Consider the following 17,839-nt stretch of genomic DNA (forward strand, 5'->3'; position numbering starts at 1 on the left):
GCGTGGGTTCCGGCGCCGGACACGGCCGGAACCCACACCCTCACACGAGTGAGTGCTATCCCGCAGGCGCCGTGCACGGCGCGCCGCCGCACACGTCCACGACCCGCCCCGTGGCCAGGAACTCCGCCTTCTGCCGCCGGGCCACCGGCGAGTTGCGCGGGTCCGAGTGCGGGTCGCGCCCGTACTCCGGCCCGATGGGCGGCGTGTTGGTCACCGGCGGCGCGGGCGACCCGCTGTCCCACACCACCAGCGCGGACCCCCGGTACGGCTCGCGCGGCAGCGGCCGGATCCCCCAGTAGGGATCCCGGTCCGGGTTGCGACCCGGCGCGATGGCCGGCTCGTGGATGCGCGCACCGATCGTCCGCGCCTCGATCTCGGCGGTCACCGTGGACACCTGATGATCACCGAAGGCGATCTGCATGAGCACCTGATGACGCGGCGTACGCGGCAGCGGACTGTGGTCCAGGCCGCTCGCGTAGCCGTTCGTCTCGCCTCGGTCCCACAACATCTGGAACAGCGACAACACCACCTGCTGGTCCAGCTTGTCCGGATGCGTGGCGTCCAGGATCTGCCCGTACGGCCCGAAGTCCGAACTGCGGTTGAGCAGGACGCTGTAGTTCATCCCGGTCACCCCCAGCACCCCGCGCTTGGCGTCCTGGGACACCGCGATCAGCGATCCGCCGAGGATGCCGCCCTGGCTGTTGCCGTCGTAGACCAGGCCCTTCGCGATGTCGATCAGCGGCCGGCCGTCGTCGGTACGAAAGGCCGGGTTCGCCGTGAAGCCACGCTCGTGGATCATGTCGCGGCCCAGGAACAGCGCGTTCAAAAAGCCCTGTTGGGTACGGTCGGGCACCGCCCCGAAGCTGCCGAGGTCGGCGAGGGCGCGGGCCACCGTGGGCAGATCCTCGTCCGCCATGCCGATCCACTTGGTCGCGCAGAACGTGATGCCGTGCTCGGCGGCCATCGCCTTGACGTTCCCGCCGCCCACCTCGTTGTTGCTGCCGAGCAGACCGTGCCCGTACAGGGATGCCTGCGACGGCGCCTCGAACGCACCGCGCGGAATCTCACAACGAAACTGCGCCTGCTGGGTGTTGCCCGGCAACTGGCGAGGCAGGCCGTCCCGGCCGAGGTTGAGCGTGGAACCGGTGGGGCCGCCGGGGCGGTTCAGATAGCTGGGTACCGTGACCGTCCCGGTCACCTCGCGAGCAATCCGCGAATCCTGTTCCCGGGTCAGGTTCTTCACCCCGGTCACCGCGAACTCCGGTGCCCGATCACCGAGTCGTCCGAACGCGTCGTCCCGCATCCGCAGCATGCCGGCGGTCAGGTTGCGTTCGCCGGCGACGGTGAAGTCCCAGGCCAGGTACAGTCCGCGACGATCCACACCCGCTCGGTCGAGGCGATCCAGCACGGGACGCAACTGCGCCTGGCGCGCCGCCAGCGGATCGCGGCGCGGCAGAGTACGGCCGGCGATCCTGGCGAATGCGTCGGGCGCGGGGATCATCCGGTTGTCGGCGCCGCGCAGATTGCGCAGGCCGACGACGTAGCGATGGCCGGGGACGAAGTTCTTGGCCGGGTGTACCAGCAGGGCCTGGCGAGCCGGATCGGTGGCGTTGGCGTCCAGTTCCGCCCAGTAGGGCCACCGTTCACCGGTCTGGGTGTCGAGGATGACGATCGGGGCGTTGCGCGCGAGCGACGCGCCGACGTCGGTAACCGGGGCCGCGCCGCTCTTGCCGAGGTCGACACCGGGAATCCGGGTGATCAGCGTCGAGCCGGGCGAGAAGCCGTCGTTGCGGTTCCAGGCGTCGGGCGTCGCGCCCTTCGGCATCATCTCCGCCTTGAACGCGACCCGACGCCCGGTGTCGGCACGCCAATCAGCCTGGGTGAACCAGTTGTTCGGGAACGGCAGCAAACACGCGGCCGGATCGATCGGATCGCAACCGGGTTCACCGGCGGGAGGGTTCGGGTGTGCTTGCGCAACGGGTGACACCAGGAACGACATCAGCAGGGCGGCCACGGCGACGACGGCCGCAGCCGGCAGCCGACGTCGAGGACGGTGCGCGGTTCGGCTCACTATTCCTCCAACTCCTACGGCGAGGGCTGTGCAGGAATATCCACCGACATCTTGCAGTGTGGACGGCACGAGGGGAACGGGAACCGGGGGTGGCTCGTGGGGATGGCGGTGGGGGTGGGGGTGCCGATGAGCCGTGGCGGGTGGGGATGCGCTGTGGCGGGTGGGGTGTGCCCATGGACGCGAGCGTGCGCGTTCCCCGCCGCGAAGGTCGTGACGGGGAACGCGTGGATTCGGTTCGGATCGGCTGTTTTATCAAGTGCCGGTCGGTCAGACCTTGACGAGCTTGCCCGGCTCGACCGATACCTCGACCGTACGGAAGCCGCCGGCCAGACCGCGCAGTGTGAAGCACACGTCCGCACGGCCCATCGTGGTACGCACGACCACTCCCGGTGCGCCTGCCGGGACGGTCTGCCTGGTGAAGCCGCCGATTTCCAACTTGGCCTGGACCTTGTCGCCTACATTCACATTCATCGTTCCGTTCTCCCCGTTGCGTACATGGCATGGGTCGCCCACACGCCTCGCGGCTCGTTGGGGTCGCCGAAGTCGCGCGGCGGCGGGGTGGCACGGAGTACGGCTCGCCTGGGACCGGGCCATCGGCTTGCTTGCCGGGCGGGGTCGTTCGGGCGGCCGTGACCAGAATACGGGGGCCGTCCGCACGTTGGCGCGTGTATTTCGGGGCCGCGGTCCCCTCTCTTTCACTGCCGGTGCCCGTTTGTCGCCGCGTGTGGACTACGGGTACACGGTGCGTACTCGGACGGCGGTGCTTCGCACCAGAGGTGAATCTGCCGCCGCCGGGCGGGCGGAAGGGTGAGGCGGACGGGGTACGGGTGGGGCGGACGGAGTGGGGAACGGACGGGCGGGCGATCGGCCGGGTGGACAGGCAGCCGGGTAGGCGGCCGGATGGGACGGGGGCGGGGCAACGAGCCGGCCCCGTCAACTCGGCTCGACGCAACCCGACTTACCTGACTCCGGCAGGCGTGTGCGCGGCGTGGACGACCTATGCGTGCCACTCGGACGGCGCAATCACGGACGCGTACGGGCCTCCACTCAACGACGATTGACCGATGACGCCGACGCGGGTGAAGCCTCCGAATCCTGGTTGGGCGCCTGGGCAGGCGCGGCCATGACCGCCGTACTGATCGCCGCCGGCGCCTTCCTGATGACCCTGCTCGGCGGCTGGGTGGCGCAACGCATCGGCGACCGCCGGCACCTCGTACTGGGCCTGGCCGCCGGGCTGATGCTCGGCGTGGTCGCGTTCGACCTGCTGCCGGAGGCGCTTTCGGCGGCGGGCGATCGGATCGGCGGCGTACCCCAGGCGTTGCTGATGTTCGTACTCGGCTTCCTCGTCCTACACGTGATCGAGCGCTCGGTGGCCATCCACCGGGCCCACGAGGGCGAGTACGCCCCGCACGCCCACCACCACGGCTCGACCGCGAATCCGGACGGGCCCGCCAAGGGCATCGGCCTGACCGCCGCCGCCGCGTTGGTGGGGCACAGCGTGATGGACGGCTTTGCGATCGGCGCGGCCTTCCAGGCCGGTACGACCGTCGGCACCACGGTGGCCATCGCGGTCGTGGCCCACGACTTCGCGGACGGCTTCAACACGTACACCGTCACCCGCATGTACGGCAACGACCGCCGCCGAGCCCTGACCCTGCTCGGCGCGGACGCCGTCGCCCCGGTCGCCGGCGCGGCGATCACCCTCGCCTTCACGATCCCCGAACACCTCCTCGGCCTCTACCTGGGCTTCTTCGCCGGCTTCCTGCTCTACCTCGCCACGGCCGACATCCTCCCCGAGGCCCACAGCCCCCACCCATCGGGCTCGACCCTGCTCTGCACGATCGCGGGGGTGGCCTTCCTGTGGCTGGTCATCGCGCTGGCGCAGCACTGATCACCTGAGTGCGTTGGTCGGCCCTTGCCCCGCTCGGCCGGTGTCGGCTCGGGGCGAACCGGGCCCACCAGGCCCGGCGCAGTCGTCGCTGGTGTTGTTGCAGCTGTTGCCGTTGCCGTGGTCGTGGTCGTGGTCGTTGGCATCGTCGTTGCCGTCGTCACGTCGGCAGCTCGGCGGTAACGTTCCACGGCCCGCGACCCATCAGTCCAGCGGTGAGGTGGACGGCGAATCGGTGAATGAGTGCGGTCTTGTCGAAGGCCGGTGGCCGGTCGACCTTCCCGTCCGGGCATCGGCGGTCGGCGATCCAGTCGGCGGGCTGCGGGAGCTCGGCGCGAATCCCGCGTCTGCGCAGGTGCGCGAATCGGGCGCGGGACGAGCACGCCCTGTCGGGCAGCACGATCGCGCGCCGGGCCACCGAGGGCACGGCCATCGCGTGTGGGAAGGCCGGCGCGTCGCCGACCCGGCCGAGCGTGAGGACAAATCCCGGAGCCTGAATCGGCCATCGAGCGCGAAACGAATCTTCGCGGTCGACTCGGAGCGCCTTCGGCGTCGGCTTGAGCGAGCAGGGCGGCGGAGGCGCGTTTCCGGGTGTCGTCGATCGCCCACATCCGCGGCCTGCTTTGGGCTCCGTTCCACGACCGATGTACTCCGGGAGTTCCGCCCGTGGCTCCGGTCCGGTACGCGAACGCGTCGATCACCCGCCGGTGATCGCTCTGGCACTCACTCCGCCGAAAGCGCCGGTCCGGCAACATCGCTCCAATCGACCAACGGTTGGATGATCGATGAGAAACGGCCTGGGTCCGGCCCGGAGCCGGATCGGGGTGAAATCGAGTCGCTCCGAGGCCGCCACGTACGTCGCACCTCTGACAAGGCGGCGACCGCTACACCCCGAGCCCGTCCTCGCGTGCGGTCGGTCTCCGCCTGGCTGCGGGCGGTGCCGGCGACGCGGCGGTACGGGCCACCGAACCACGTACGCGGAGCCAGGCTCGCCGCGACCGCCCATCCATCCACCCACCCACCCGTCCGGTCAGCGCACAGCACCGCACGGGGCGTCGTTCATCGTGTCGGACCGGTGCGCTCGATCAGGTCCCAGCGGTTGCCGTACAGGTCCCGGAAGACCGCGACGACGCCGTACTTCTCCCGTCGCGGCGGCTCCTCGAAGACCACGCCGGCGGCAAGCATCCGAGCGTGTTCCCGGGTGAAGTCGTCGGTGTACAGGAACAGCCCGACCCGCCCGCCGGTCTGATCCCCCACCCGGGACCGCTGCTCGTCGTCCACCGCACGCGCCAACAGCACCGCGGCCTCGTTCGGCCCCGTACCGGGTGGCGCGACCACGACCCATCGCTTGCCGTCCTCCATCGGACTGTCCTCGCGCAGGTCGAACCCGAGCGCACGCGTATAGAACGCGATGGCCTCGTCGTAATCCCGCACCACCACCGCGACCAGCCCGAGCCGATTCATCGGCCACTCCCGCCGGCCGAGACCGCCGAGCCGACCGCAAGAGCGAGGCACAGCGGCGAGTACGCCATGCGATCGAGACGGCGAAAGCGATCCGACGACGATCCCGGCGACAGCAGATCGGTCCGTCCGACCAGGCCGACCACACCGCGCAACCCCAGTACGCCGGCCACCCCGAACGCCCCGAGCCGAACCGCCGCCGGCTTCCTCCTCGGCCGCCCGGCCACCAACAGCGCCGCAGTACCCAGCGCCCCCGCGGCAGCGAAGCAAGCCGCCGGTCCGGGCACACCCGGCTGCCCGACCACCGCATCCGCCAGCGACACCCGATCGGGCAGCGGCCACGACGACCCCAGCCCCCACGCAACATGCAACCCCGCGATCGCGGTCAAAGTCCCGACCGACATCCGCACGGCAATGCCCTCGATGGTCATGCGCCCCAAGCTACCTGCCCCCACCCTCACGCCCCCCGCCCCGGGTCGCCAACGAACCCGACACCACCCCTGCGACACGACCGGTCCGCCATGCACCAACTCTGCGCGCGGACACGAACGCCCGAATCGGGCCGAGCCGGCGCCGAGCCGCGCGCCGAGAACCACCCCACGCCCACGAATATCGGCGAAGCCCCACGCGAAGCCGGCCTCACCACATCCACCCGAACCCACCCGCCGACCTGCGCGGAGCCCACCTCGGCGCCCCCTCGAACAGCCTTCGGAGCCGGTATGGCCCACCCGGGGCCGACGTCGACAGTCCACCCAGTCGGCTGCCGGTTGGGGCGGCCGGCCGACGTATCGGGACAACGCCCACCTCAGCGCTTCGGCCCACCCGAACGGATCGAACCGCACCCGCATCGACCCGGCAGGACGCGCGAAATCGGCATGTCCCCTGAACTGGACCCAGCCCACTTTGCGTCGGCCCCCGCGGAGCAGGCGTGTCGGCAGTCCACCCGGCCAACCGCCCATCGGCCGGCCGGTCAGGACAACGCCCACCGCGACACTCCGACCCACCCGAACGCAGCGCGGTCCAATCCCGCGCCCGCATCAACCCGACCGGACCCCACACAAGAGGCCCACCCTCTCGAGACGCCCTTCAGGGTCGACATATCCCACCCTGCGTCGCCGATTCCCCATCGACCGAATGCCGGCTGCACCGACCAGGCATCAGCCCGCGGATCCCCGAAGTCCCCGGCCCAGTCCTCGCCGAGTCCGACCGGCCCGGCCCGACTCGGCCCGACCCCGGCCTCGGCCCCACTCAGCCCGCCGATCCGGCCGACCCCGCCCGCCCATCGCCCGCCTTCAGGCCGGACATCGCCCTCCCGAGCGTCGTCGGGTGACCGAAGAACCCGGGCAAGCCACCCGTATGCATGAAGATCGTGCGCCGGCCGGGGCGGACCTCGCCATCCTTGACCGCCGCGATCAGCCCGGCCATCGCCCGCCCGGTGTAGATCGGGTCGAGCACGATGCCCTCCGTACGCGCCGCCAGAGTCAGCGCCGCCATGGACGCCTCAGTCAACGTCGCGTACCCATCACCGACTTGATCCAGCCGCACCCGCAACGAAGCCCGCGCGCAACGTGCTTCGTCCCGAGTCGAGAGCAACCCGTGTACGGTCCCGGCCGGATCGTCGACGGCACCACAGTGCACACCGAGCACACGTTCGGGACCCAACTCGTCGACCAGCCCCGCCATCGTGCCGCCGGAACCCAGCGCCACCACGACAACATCCAACTCGGGCGCCTGACCGATGAGTTCCCGCCCGCACTCCACGTACCCTCGCGCACCGAGCACACTCGACCCACCAAACGGAAGCACCATCGGAACGCCCCCACGCTCGCGCAACCGCGCGGCCACCTCCCCGGCGACCGCATCGAGCTCCGCCCGCCCGACGTCGCCCGCCCATACGACCGTGGCGCCGAACAACCCGTCGAGCGCGATGTTCCCGGACGCCGAGGCCCCGCCCGTACCCGCCAACACGAGCACGACATCAAGCCCCAGCCGAGCACCTGCCGCCGCCGTCAACCGCGCGTGATTGCTCTGCGGTGCCCCCGTGGTCACCAACGTCGTGGCCCCGGCGGCAACCGCCGCACCACACGTCCACTCGAGCTTCCGCACCTTGTTACCGCCACCACCCAGACCGGTGAGGTCGTCCCGCTTGACCCACAAATCATCCGCACCGAGCCCAAGCGCCTTCGCCAACCTCGGCGCGGGTTCGAGCGGCGTCGGCCAAGTCCCGAGCAGCACCCGCCGAGCCATCCGACCCTCCGAACCCATCACCATCACCCCTCACCACGGCGTCACCACGGCGTCACCGCAGCCAGCCGCGGCCGTAGCCATAGCCATAGCCATAGCCATAGCCATGGCCATCGATCGTGCCACGACAACATCCCTCGGCACCCCCGGCACGCTGCCGACCGTCCCTCCCCGCTCCGAACTCCCCATCCCCACACCGCCGTCCACATCCTCGTCCCGCTGCCAAATTTCCGCTGTGGGCGGACCTCCTTGCCATCAGCCAACATTGGCGTAAGTTAAATTACATGATTACAACCAAGCAAGAAGCCGTGCGAGGTTGGTTCACCGGCCGCCTCCCCGAAGGACTGTTCACCGCCCTCGTCGATGTGACCGTCGACCGCGAGGAAATCACCGTCATCGGCCGCATCCCCGAACCGGAACTCGCCGACGACGTCTCCACGGACGAACGCGACGCCGCCCTCGACGGCCGAATCGCCGAATTCCGCGAACGCACCCGCGACGACCGCATCGCCGTAGCCCGCGAAGCCGAGCGCCGCTTCGGCCGCAAGGTCTCCTGGGGCGTCGAATGCGGCGGCACCCGTGCCCTCTTCACCACGGTCTCCGTACCGGTCATGACCCGCCTCCGCCAACCCGAACGCCAGGTCCTCGACACCCTCGTCGCCGCCGGCGTCGCCCGCAGCCGCAGCGACGCCCTGGCCTGGTGCGTACGCCTCGTCCAAGGCAACACCGACACCTGGCTCAACAACCTCCGCGACTCCCTCGAAAACGTCGAACGCGTCCGCGCCCAAGGCCCCGACACCCCCACCCCCTAACCCACCCGCACCCCGCCCCCGCCCCCGCCCCCGCCCCCGCGAGCCACACCCCACCCACCCCGGCACGGACCAAACCACACAACCCCCGCAGAGCCATCCAAGGCACGCGCCCAACCGAGATCGACGCCGGAGCCCCCACCCGAGCCGGGGCGGGAGCCGAGTTGGGGCGGGAGCCGAACCGGGGCGGGAGCCGAACCGGGCCGAGGCAGGGTCGAGGCCCGGGCCGGGACCGGGGTTGCAGTCGAGGTCGGGGTCGGGGCGACGGCCTGAGCCGGAGTCGTCGCCGGCGCCAGGGTCGGGCCCGAAGCGGAGGCCGATGTCGGAGCCCGAGCCGGGGTCGGGTAGATGCCGGGGTCGTGGCCGGTGCCGACGTTGGAGTCTTGGCCGGGCGCCAGAGCCGGAGTCGGGGCTCGGAGCCAGAGCCGGAGCTGGGGTCGGACCCGGAGTTGGGGCCAGAGTCGGGGCCGGTCCCGGGCCAGAGAACGGGACCGGGGTCAACTCCATGGGCACGCCTTGCGAGCAACCGAATTCCGGAACGCGATGCGGTGTCGATGCGTCCCAAGATCGTGGGCTCCGCTGGGAGCCGACCCGCCCGACCCATCCCGTCTCGTCCCGTCTCGTCCCAACGCCGCACAAGACCGGAGAACCTCCGTGCCCCTCTTCCGTCGACGATCGAACGAACTCGGCCCCAGGAGCGGTGGCCGGGCGATCGCCCGGCAGGCCCGGGAACGAGCCGACGCGGGCAGAGAGCGTCCCGCGATGGTCAACGCCCACACCGCGTACGACCTGCTCACCGAAGACTTCCCGACGCCCGATCCCTTCGCCACCGCAGACGCCTTCGTCGACTGCGCCTCGGCGTTCACCACCTTCGGCAACCACGGCATGGCCTTCCGCTGCGTGGTCGGCGCCATGGCGGAGGTGGGCCGAGTACGCGACGACGAGCCCGAAAACGGTCTCGCGCAGGCCCGATTCGGCATGCTCGGCTACGCGGCCTACACATCGGGCGTGGCCGGCGGCGTGGCCGCGTCCGAACTCGTGGACCTCCTCGAGGTCACCGTCCGGGCCCTGACAACCGGCTCGGACCTGGGTTTCGCCGACCCCGACACCCTCATCGAAGCCGCGAAGGCACTCGCGGACCGCTACGAGGAGAACGGCCGCCCCGACGACGCCGCAGCCATCCGACGAGTAGCCGAAGGCATGGCCGAACTGGACTGACCCACCACACCAGCCACGGGGCCAATACCAAGAAGCGAATTCGATTACGGCGGCGTGCTCTTCCTGGATCCCACGTACCACTGGGGCATCCGGCTCCAAGGCGCAGGGGCCTACGAGCGCTGGCTGACCTGGCAAAGGCAGGACACGCACGCACGCGCCGCCTTCGGCCCGCTCGTAGACCACACCTGGACCCCCGACAACCAGGTGCGACCGGTCTGATTGCGTGTCGCACGCAGCCTTCGGCTCGGCAGATGGTCCAACTCCGCACAGGTCTTGGTCCGCCCAGGTCAGGTGACGTGTCTACGACCAAGTGGGATGGCAAAGGACAGTCGCCGGCCGGCCGGCACCGCAATCCCACCACCAACGCGGCCAGTTCACCCCAAGCCCGTCCTTGACCCCTATCGCTCGTGGCAGCCTGGAGCCGGCGGCCCATGTGTCAAGTAGCACGTGCGTGACGAGTGTCGTCAAGGCCTGTTATTGCCGGCGATCATGGCCTAGCCCCGTGCGCGGCGGGCGGCGGGAACCAGTCTGGCCAGCAAGTCCGCGAACAACGCGGGGCGGCTCAAGAACGGGTGATGGTCCGTCGGGATCTCGATCACCTGATCGGCTCGGGCAGCCCGCTCCCGCTGCCAGGCAGCCGACGAACCACGATCCTCCGTACAGACCACGTACGTGGAGGGCACGTCCTTCCACGCGGCGACGCTCGGACTCTGGCCGAATGCGGCCAACGACTGCGGCACGAGCCGACGCACCGCCTCGGCGACGATCACCTCGTCGTCGCATCCCTGAAGGAAGACCTCGGCGGCGGTCCCGGGCCGGGCGGAGATCGTGCCGTCGCTCCCGACCTCCATCCAAGGCGCGGGCTCCGGCCCGGCGAAGTGCGCCAGGGTCTCGCCCGGTTCGGGCATCACCGAGGTCACGTACACAAGGTGCCGCACCGAGCCCAGACCGGCCGCAGCCTCCGACACGACCATGCCGCCGTACGAGTGGGCAACCACGATGGTCGGCTCATCGCTCCCCTCGAGCACAGCCCGCGTCGCCGCGATGTCGTCGTGCAGGTCTCCCAGCCCGGCCACATCCCTGCCGGCACTGGTCAGTTCGACCGCCTGCGTATCCAGCCAATGCGCCGCAAGCGGCTCCACCATGCGATGCCACCACCACGCACCATCCACCACGCACGCGCCGTGTACGTAGACCACCCTCACCTGAGAACCTCCCCGTCGGCCCCAACCCGCCGCTCATGCGGCTTCCCTCAAGATCAGCACACTGATGGGTCTCTCAGGATCGGATTCCGCCACCGGCGGATTCCGCCATCGGCACAAGCCTTCCAAGGCCCCAAGCCACCACACCCTCCAACCAAACACCCCGCGAGCACCCACGCCCCCCAGCTGTCCAAGACCACCGCTCCACATCAAGACCACCGCCCACAAACGAGAACACCGCTCTCTCACCTCAAGCCCGCACCCACCCACCCACCCACCCACCCCGCCACGCGTACCGATCACCACCCTCCCCAGGACTCCCGAACACCGCTCGCCATCGCGATCACCGCTCACAACTCAGAGCACTGATCTCCTTTCGGAGCACGCGACCGAATCGACGCCACCAGCCGCACCCCAAATCCACCCAAGCGAAATCCGCACGCACGCTCAGCAGCAAGTCCAGCCCAACTCAGTCCGGCCGCGAGCGAAAACCCATCTTCAATGAGAGCGCCGGCCGCATACGAGAGCACTGATCTCGCTTCGGAGCACCTCTCCGGACCCAAGCTGTACCGACAAGCCAACCGCCCACCCCGCGAACCGACCGCTCTCAACCCATCCGCACCTTCACCCCGGGCAGCAGGGTTGGCCGTCGGGCCGACATCGACAAAGGCCGCCCCGGCAAGCCGAACGGAGCAACGAAGCAGGCCGAGGCGAGCCGCACCGCCTGGGCCTCGTTGTCCGAACCGCGCCTCGAAGTGGGCGAGCCCAAGCGCCAGAGACGCCAGGACGAGCGAGGCAGAACCAAGGCCGGTGCGGCCGGTGGGGTGGACCGGACGGGTGGGTGCCCGGCGCCGACAGACCTCGGCGCCGCAGAGGCTCGGCGCGTTGTGATGGGCGATTCGTTCATGCGGGCATTGGGCGAGAGCAGTGAACTCAAACGAGAGCAGTGCTCTTGACTTGGAGCAGTGGACGCAGAATGATGCTCTCAGACGAGAGCGGTGCTCTCGTTTTAGACGGGGAGGCTCGCGTGATCGTGCTCTACTGGACCGCCATGGTGGCGCTGTTCTTGGCCGAACTGGCTGTCGTGGGGGCCACTGCCTACTGGGGATTCACCCTCGGTGCCGGCTGGCCGGTCCGGGTTCTGGTCGGGTTGGCGGCGCCCTCGGTGATGATGTTTCTGTGGGGGCGGTTCGCGGCCGCCAACAATGCGGACGCGTTGACGGGCCTTCCGCGCATCCTGTTCGAGATCGCGTGGTGGGGGACCGGAATTGTGGCGTTCATCGCCGCCGGGCTTCTCCCGGGCGCGATCGGCGTCGCCGTCGCCCGCCTCACCGGCCTTGCCGCCCAACGCAGCAAGGCCCATACGCAGCGCGGTGCGGGAATGTCCGCCTGACTCTCGACCCACGTCCTCACCGTCCTCACCCCGCCCGGGGCCCCCGCCCGGGGACCCGACACCATCACGCCACGCACCAGCAGGCCCGCCCCACGAGGGCTCTTGGGCCGTTCGGCGAGGGAGACGTTGCCGGTTGCCCGCAGCTTCGCCTTGGCGCGACCACCACACCACCGAAGGCCGACCACCCCGCCGAAGGCCGGCGGCCCGGCGGCGATCGGCGCCGACCCGGTGACGATCCACCGGGCGTGCGGCAGGCCCTGCGGTCGATGCCGGCCACCGGGTTCCGTTCTCGTGCGACGAAGCCGGGATGGTGGCCCCATTGCGTCGGCCGGGCCAGGGATCACGTTTGACCCAGGTGATCGGCCCCGGCGTGACATCGAGGTACGACCGGGCGGTCTGCGGGGCGGCTCGGGAAGGCGGTCCTGTTGTCCAAGCCGCCGGCGAGGTTCCGGCGGTACTCGTCACGGAGGAACTGCTGCTCGCACATCGCAGGAGTACGCCCGCCAAGAGGAGCGGTCCGAACAAGCCGGGCGGCCGGCTTGCGGCATTGACGCCACGTCGACGTGATCCCGAGCAACGAACGCCGCCCGGCGCAGGAAGCTCGGGATCGCCAGAGCCGGCCCCTCGCCCCACCACCCCGGCCGGACCGGCCCGCTCCTACCGTGCCGGTCGCAACCGCACCGTCGTCGCCCACCCTCTCCGTCGAGCGGATTGCACCAAGTCGCAGAACCGGTCGGGTGCCCGGCGATGTCAGCCGGCGAGAAGTCGACGTGGAGCCCGCCCCGGCCTCACAGCCGCCCCACCCACCCCACCCGGCCCACCCCACCCCCACCCGGCCCGCCCCGCCTCGGCCGGCCAGGGCCACCCCGCCCCTACCGTGCCAGGCGCACCCGTACCGTCGTCCCCGCGCTCTCCGTCGAGCGGATCTGTACCAAGTCGCAGATCTGGTTGGCCATCCAAAGGCCCCGGCCGCCGTCTTGGTCGGGGGTGGGGCGGTGGCGGCCGGCGAGGGGGTCGGTGATGTGGCCGGTGTCGTGGATTTCGCAGACGAAGGAGGCGTCCTCGATCCAGACGGCGAGCGTGCCGTGGCCGCCGCCGTGCACGATGCTGTTGCCCGCGATCTCGCTCACGGCCAGGATCGCGTGGTTCACGTGGGCGCGCGGCGCGTCGGCCAGGGTGCGGCGGACCAGCGCTCGGACGCCGGCCAGTTCGCCGGAGCGGAACGTCAATCGGTCGGCGTGCGCGGGTGCGTCCGGCAGGGCGGGGCCGAGCAGGGTCGCGGCGTAGTCCTCGGTGGCGGGGTTCATCCCGTCGCACTCGGCCGTGGCGGTCAGCACGCGCGGGTGCGAGTGCCCCACCCCGTCGATCACTTCCGCATCCAGCGCGGACATGTCGTACGGACACAGCAGTTGCCATGCCACGCCGTCGAACGCGAGGTTGAGCAGGGCCTCGTGGTGTCGGCACTCGACGATCTCCTGGGCGCTGCGTCCGGCCCAGATCGGCTCGCCGATGCCGCGGAACACGCGTGCGCCGTGGTGTTCGGCCCAGTCCTGCCAGACCGGGATGATCCGGGCCGGGTTGCGACCCACCCGCTCCATGTCGATCCAGGCCACCCGGTCGGCGTCGGCGCCGAGTTCGTCGCGCAGCGCGCCGGCCCGCGGTTCGATCACCGCGACGCCGACCGCCTCGTCGTCGGCCAGCCCGGCCCGGACGAAGCCAGCGGTACGCTCGACGAACTCGTCGATGCCCGCGTAGAGCAAGGCGTCGTGCCGGAACATCGTGGCCGTCGTCATCGGGTCGTCACCTTCTCCAATACCAGGCCGGGGACCCGGTCCCATCCGGCGAGCCGGACGAGCACGCACAGTTCCTCGGAGGCGCGATGCAGGACCAGGCGCCTCCCCGGCTGAATCCGCAGGGCGGTCTCGACCAACGTACGGATGCCGGCGACGTCGATGAAGCGTAGCGATGACACGTCCACGTAGAGGTCACCGGTACCGCCCGCGCTCTGCGTGACCAGGGCCGAGCGTACGTGCGCGCAGTTGTCGAGGTCGACCTCTCCGAACAGGCGCACGCCGAGCGGTGGTGAGGTTCGCTCCACTCGGAGCACCCCATCCGCGTAGTCGACGCTCATGCGCCCCTCCCGTCCGACCGTCCTCGGCGACTACCCGACATCAGCCGTCCGACACCGCTCACCCCATGCGTCGCCGCAGCCACGTCAGTGCGCCGTGCGCCTGTGCCCGCTGGAACGGCCGCAGTGTCGGCAGTCCGGGCGGAGCCGGGCGCAGACTGCTCTCGGCGAAGAATCCCGCGGCGGCGGCCAGCACGGTGGTGATTCGGTCCGGATCCACCCGCCGCGCCGCCAGGTGCGCCTCGATCAGATCGATGGCCGGATCGCCGTTGTGCATGATCACACTCGGTGCCATCACGACCACGTCGAACCACGCGGCGCCGATCACCGCCCACGGCCAGTCGACGAACACGACCCGGTCCGGGGTGAGCAGGATGTTGTCCGCGCGCAGGTCGCAGTGTACGAGGGCGGTGCCCTCGGCGGCGCTCTTCCAGTCGGCCGCTCGGGCGGCGAGCCGGTCGACGTTGGCGCGGGTCCACGGCCCGAATGGTTCGGAATCGAAGCCCCGCCGCCAGGCGCCGAACGTCTTGGCGAACGCCTCCGCGATCGTGGGCACCTCGATCGGGGACGGGTCCATGCCGGCGGTGAACTCGGAGTAGGCGGTCAGGACCCGTGCGAGGTCCTCGAGGCGCCACGGTTGGACCGGCGTGTGGCCGTCGATGTCCTCGAACACCAGCGCCACCCAGTCGTCGAGGTCGATCACGGCAAGCAGGTTCGGTACGGGGGCGGCGGCCGGGAGCGCGGCGGTGATGCGGGCCTCGGTGCGGTGCAGATCGGGCGTGTCCGGGTTGGCCTCGGTGCCGACGGCCTTGACGAACGCCCGCCGCCCGTCCGCGAGTTCGATGCGGGCGGCGACGCCCGGCGAGAATCCGCCGAGCTGGGTGACGGCGCGGGTGACCGGTGCGCCGAGCCGGGCCTCGACGGCGGCACGCAGCGCGGCCGGCGCGGCCTCCCACGACATGCGGACGCCGGCGGCTACGGGAGGGAGAGGAACGCTCGGGGTCGCCGCGCCCACCCGATCCGGTTCCGACACCCCGGTCTCCCGGCCTGCCCTACTCCCGCTGCCGGCCCCACTCCCGCCGCCGGCCCGACCCACCCGACCCACCCGACCCACTCCCCCCGTCCCCTCGGCCGCCGCCGTCGTACCGACCGACTCGCCCACGCTCTCATCGCTCATGCCCATCAGGATTTCGACCCCACTCGCCCCGGGCAACCACATATCCACCCGCACCGCCGAAACAACGCGCCCACACCGGGCGGGCCCAGGGGCGTGTCTTCACCCCCGCCCGGCGGCGTGTCCTCACTCCCCCGCCTCGCGGGGCCCGACGCCCCCTACTTCTGCTCCGCCAAAAACGCCGCCACCGCCCGGGCCATCGCCACCGGCTCGTCGTCGTGGATCCAGTGCCCCGCGTCGGGGAACTCGACCAGTCGCGCGCCCGGCCGCCGGGCGACCATGTCGCGCGCGAGGCCGGCCGGGAGCAGCGTGCTGTGGCCGCCGCGCAGCACCAGGGCCGGGACGGACGAGCCCAGCCAGTCGGACCACCAGTCGCCGATGGCGCCCTCCTGTACAGCCATCATCTGCTCCCAGTCGAACAGCAGCCGGTAGCCGTCGCCGTCCCGCTCCGCGCTCTGCATGAAGTAGTCCGCGTCCGGTACGCCCCGTGCCCGGATCGCCTCGGACAGCTCGGCGCGCGTCGGCGCCGCGCGCGGCCAACCGCGGACGTCCAGGATCGGCTGCTCGATCTCGGGCCGGCGCATCACGGGACCGACGTCCTCGACGATCAGCGCGCGGACCAGGTTCGGGTACTGGGCGGCGAGCCGGTACGCGGTGATGCCGCCGAGCGAGTGGCCGAACAGGACGACCGGGCCGGCGTCGAGGTCACGGATGAAGTCGGCCGCGTCCGCGATGAAGTCCTCGTGTCGGAACGGGCCGGGGTGTGGGTGTCGGCCGTGGCCACGCTGGTCCGGTGCGACGACTCGGGCCGCGCCCGCGAGTTCGACGGCCATGCGGGTGAAGATCGCGCCACGACCGAACGAGCCGTGCAGGGCGACGAGCGTGGGGCCCCGGCCGCCGAAGTCGAGATATCGCATCGACCCACCCTCTCAAACGTCCCCACACACCGACCGAAGCCATCCGGGACGACGCCCCCGACCGACCGCGCCCGCCCTCAATCGACCCCGACCGCCCCGACTTTCCGACCGCCCACCACCCGCACCCCAGGCCACCTCGGTCGATTCGCCCGCCGATGCGTATCGGCGGCGCGGCCGTTACCGTTCCGTCCAATTTCGGCCATGTGACGTCCACCTGACGCACCGTGGGCCGCCGCTACCGTTGCCGGCATGATCCGCATCCCTCTCACGTCCCTCGGAGTCGTCCGGTGATCGGTTGGTTCGAGGCCGTTGTACTCGGCTTGGTCCAGGGGCTCACCGAGTTCCTGCCGATCTCCTCCAGCGCACACCTGCGCATCGTGTCGGCGTTCGCCGGCTGGGAGGACCCGGGTTCGGCGTTCACCGCCGTGACCCAGATCGGGACGGAGACCGCCGTCCTGATCTACTTCCGCAAGGACATCGGCAACATCGTCGGGACCTGGGTGAAATCGCTGTACACCCCGTCCCTGCGCGGCGAACTCGACGCGCGCATGGGCTGGTACATCATCGTCGGCACGTTGCCGATCGCGGTTCTGGGCCTGGTGTTCCAGGACACCATCGAGACCACGTTCCGCGACCTGCGGCTGATCGGCACGACGCTGATCGTGTTCGGTCTGATCCTGCTGTTCGCGGACCGGATGGCGTTGAACAACCGAGGGATGGACAAGCTCAACGGCAAGGAGTCGTTGATCTACGGCTTCGCGCAGTCGCTCGCGCTGATCCCCGGCGTCTCGCGCTCGGGCGGTACGGTCACGGCGGGTCTGCTGATGGGATACCGGCGCGAGGTCGCGGCGCGGTACTCGTTCCTGCTGGCCATCCCGGCGGTGCTGGCCTCCGGTGGGCTGGAGTTGTTCAAGATCGGCGAGGGGCCGGCACCGGCGTGGGGGCCGACGATCCTGGCCACGGTGGTCGCGTTCGTGGTCGGCTACGCGGCGATCGCGTGGTTCCTGAAGTACATCAGCACGCACAGCTTCACGGTCTTCGTCGCCTACCGCGTGCTGCTGGGCCTGGTCGTCCTGGGCCTGGTCGCCTTCGGCGGATTGGAGCCGACGGCAGGATCCTCGGAGTAGCACGCGCCACTCCTGCCCGGAGCGGCCTCATCTGCCTCCCACCCGCTCCGACCACCCGCTCCGACCACCCGTTCCAACCCACCTGGTCCAACCCACCTGGTCCGACCCACCTGCTCCAACCCGGCCGCCCGGGCCCGTCGCGCGAACCACTGCGCACGACAGGCCCGGGCGTCTCGCGTCATCCGACCGACCGTACGAGGAGCGCCG

17 protein-coding genes are annotated in these 17,839 nt (G+C 70.6%); 6 read left to right on the top strand and 11 right to left on the bottom strand.

Translation table 11 applies throughout. The features are described from left to right. Positions 1-55 precede the first annotated feature (55 nt). On the bottom strand, positions 56-1,999 hold the full coding sequence (locus tag ACIBSV_RS22715) for a hypothetical protein (protein WP_395865925.1): 1,944 nt from the start codon (positions 1,997-1,999) through the stop codon (positions 56-58). A gap of 339 nt (positions 2,000-2,338) precedes the next feature. Next, a complete protein-coding gene (locus tag ACIBSV_RS22720) occupies positions 2,339-2,542 on the bottom strand; it encodes a hypothetical protein (protein ID WP_395865746.1) in 204 nt (67 codons plus the stop codon). 652 nt (positions 2,543-3,194) lie between these two features. On the opposite strand from ACIBSV_RS22720, the gene ACIBSV_RS22725 reads away from it, so the two are divergent. Beyond that, positions 3,195-3,962 carry a ZIP family metal transporter gene (locus ACIBSV_RS22725; RefSeq protein ID WP_395865927.1) on the top strand — a complete coding sequence of 256 codons (768 nt, stop codon included), beginning with the start codon at positions 3,195-3,197 and terminating at the stop codon, positions 3,960-3,962. A 157-nt stretch (positions 3,963-4,119) separates the two neighbouring features. On the opposite strand, the gene ACIBSV_RS22730 is transcribed toward ACIBSV_RS22725, so the two are convergent. From ACIBSV_RS22730 to ACIBSV_RS22745, 4 genes are all read right to left on the bottom strand, one after another. Then, on the bottom strand, positions 4,120-4,392 hold the full coding sequence (locus ACIBSV_RS22730; protein ID WP_395865748.1) for a hypothetical protein: 273 nt from the start codon (positions 4,390-4,392) through the stop codon (positions 4,120-4,122). 626 nt (positions 4,393-5,018) lie between these two features. Continuing rightward, entirely contained in the window at positions 5,019-5,423 is a 405-nt protein-coding gene (locus ACIBSV_RS22735) for a VOC family protein (protein ID WP_395865750.1), read from the bottom strand. Next, on the bottom strand, positions 5,420-5,851 hold the full coding sequence (locus ACIBSV_RS22740; RefSeq protein ID WP_395865751.1) for a DUF3995 domain-containing protein: 432 nt from the start codon (positions 5,849-5,851) through the stop codon (positions 5,420-5,422). Before ACIBSV_RS22740 ends, ACIBSV_RS22735 begins: the two co-directional genes overlap by 4 nt. 817 nt (positions 5,852-6,668) lie before the next feature. Then, positions 6,669-7,685, bottom strand: a complete 1,017-nt coding sequence (locus tag ACIBSV_RS22745; protein ID WP_395865753.1) for a pyridoxal-phosphate dependent enzyme — start codon at positions 7,683-7,685, stop codon at positions 6,669-6,671. A 263-nt stretch (positions 7,686-7,948) separates the two neighbouring features. Between ACIBSV_RS22745 and ACIBSV_RS22750 the strand changes: the two genes are divergently transcribed. The 3 genes from ACIBSV_RS22750 to ACIBSV_RS22760 all read left to right on the top strand — a co-directional run bounded on the left by ACIBSV_RS22750 (position 7,949) and on the right by ACIBSV_RS22760 (position 9,910). Next, on the top strand, positions 7,949-8,476 hold the full coding sequence (locus ACIBSV_RS22750) for a hypothetical protein (RefSeq protein WP_395865755.1): 528 nt from the start codon (positions 7,949-7,951) through the stop codon (positions 8,474-8,476). Between the two features lie 759 nt (positions 8,477-9,235). Further along, positions 9,236-9,691, top strand: coding sequence for a hypothetical protein (locus ACIBSV_RS22755; protein WP_395865757.1), 456 nt, complete (start codon positions 9,236-9,238; stop codon positions 9,689-9,691). A gap of 54 nt (positions 9,692-9,745) precedes the next feature. Continuing rightward, positions 9,746-9,910 (top strand): hypothetical protein, encoded by a 165-nt coding sequence (locus ACIBSV_RS22760; protein ID WP_395865759.1) that lies wholly within the window; start codon positions 9,746-9,748, stop codon positions 9,908-9,910. A 275-nt stretch (positions 9,911-10,185) separates the two neighbouring features. Here ACIBSV_RS22760 and ACIBSV_RS22765 read toward each other — a convergent pair whose 3' ends face one another. Next, entirely contained in the window at positions 10,186-10,896 is a 711-nt protein-coding gene (locus tag ACIBSV_RS22765) for an alpha/beta hydrolase (RefSeq protein WP_395865761.1), read from the bottom strand. Between the two features lie 1,024 nt (positions 10,897-11,920). Here ACIBSV_RS22765 and ACIBSV_RS22770 point away from each other — a divergent pair. Next, a complete protein-coding gene (locus ACIBSV_RS22770; RefSeq protein WP_395865763.1) occupies positions 11,921-12,286 on the top strand; it encodes a YrdB family protein in 366 nt (121 codons plus the stop codon). Between the two features lie 872 nt (positions 12,287-13,158). On the opposite strand, the gene ACIBSV_RS22775 is transcribed toward ACIBSV_RS22770, so the two are convergent. From ACIBSV_RS22775 to ACIBSV_RS22790, 4 genes are all read right to left on the bottom strand, one after another. After that, on the bottom strand, positions 13,159-14,079 hold the full coding sequence (locus ACIBSV_RS22775) for an anti-sigma factor RsbA family regulatory protein (RefSeq protein WP_395865765.1): 921 nt from the start codon (positions 14,077-14,079) through the stop codon (positions 13,159-13,161). Next, on the bottom strand, positions 14,076-14,417 hold the full coding sequence (locus ACIBSV_RS22780) for an STAS domain-containing protein (protein WP_395865766.1): 342 nt from the start codon (positions 14,415-14,417) through the stop codon (positions 14,076-14,078). The genes ACIBSV_RS22775 and ACIBSV_RS22780 overlap by 4 nt, the downstream gene beginning before the upstream one ends. Before the next feature lie 58 nt (positions 14,418-14,475). Continuing rightward, entirely contained in the window at positions 14,476-15,591 is a 1,116-nt protein-coding gene (locus ACIBSV_RS22785) for a phosphotransferase (RefSeq protein WP_395865768.1), read from the bottom strand. Positions 15,592-15,746: 155 nt separating this feature from the next. Beyond that, positions 15,747-16,505, bottom strand: a complete 759-nt coding sequence (locus tag ACIBSV_RS22790) for an alpha/beta hydrolase (RefSeq protein WP_395865770.1) — start codon at positions 16,503-16,505, stop codon at positions 15,747-15,749. Positions 16,506-16,795: 290 nt separating this feature from the next. Between ACIBSV_RS22790 and ACIBSV_RS22795 the strand changes: the two genes are divergently transcribed. Next, positions 16,796-17,632, top strand: a complete 837-nt coding sequence (locus ACIBSV_RS22795; RefSeq protein ID WP_395865929.1) for an undecaprenyl-diphosphate phosphatase — start codon at positions 16,796-16,798, stop codon at positions 17,630-17,632. Positions 17,633-17,839 lie beyond the last annotated feature (207 nt).

This window comes from Embleya sp. NPDC050154, assembly GCF_044460165.1.
Taxonomy (GTDB): Bacteria; Actinomycetota; Actinomycetes; order Streptomycetales; family Streptomycetaceae; genus Embleya.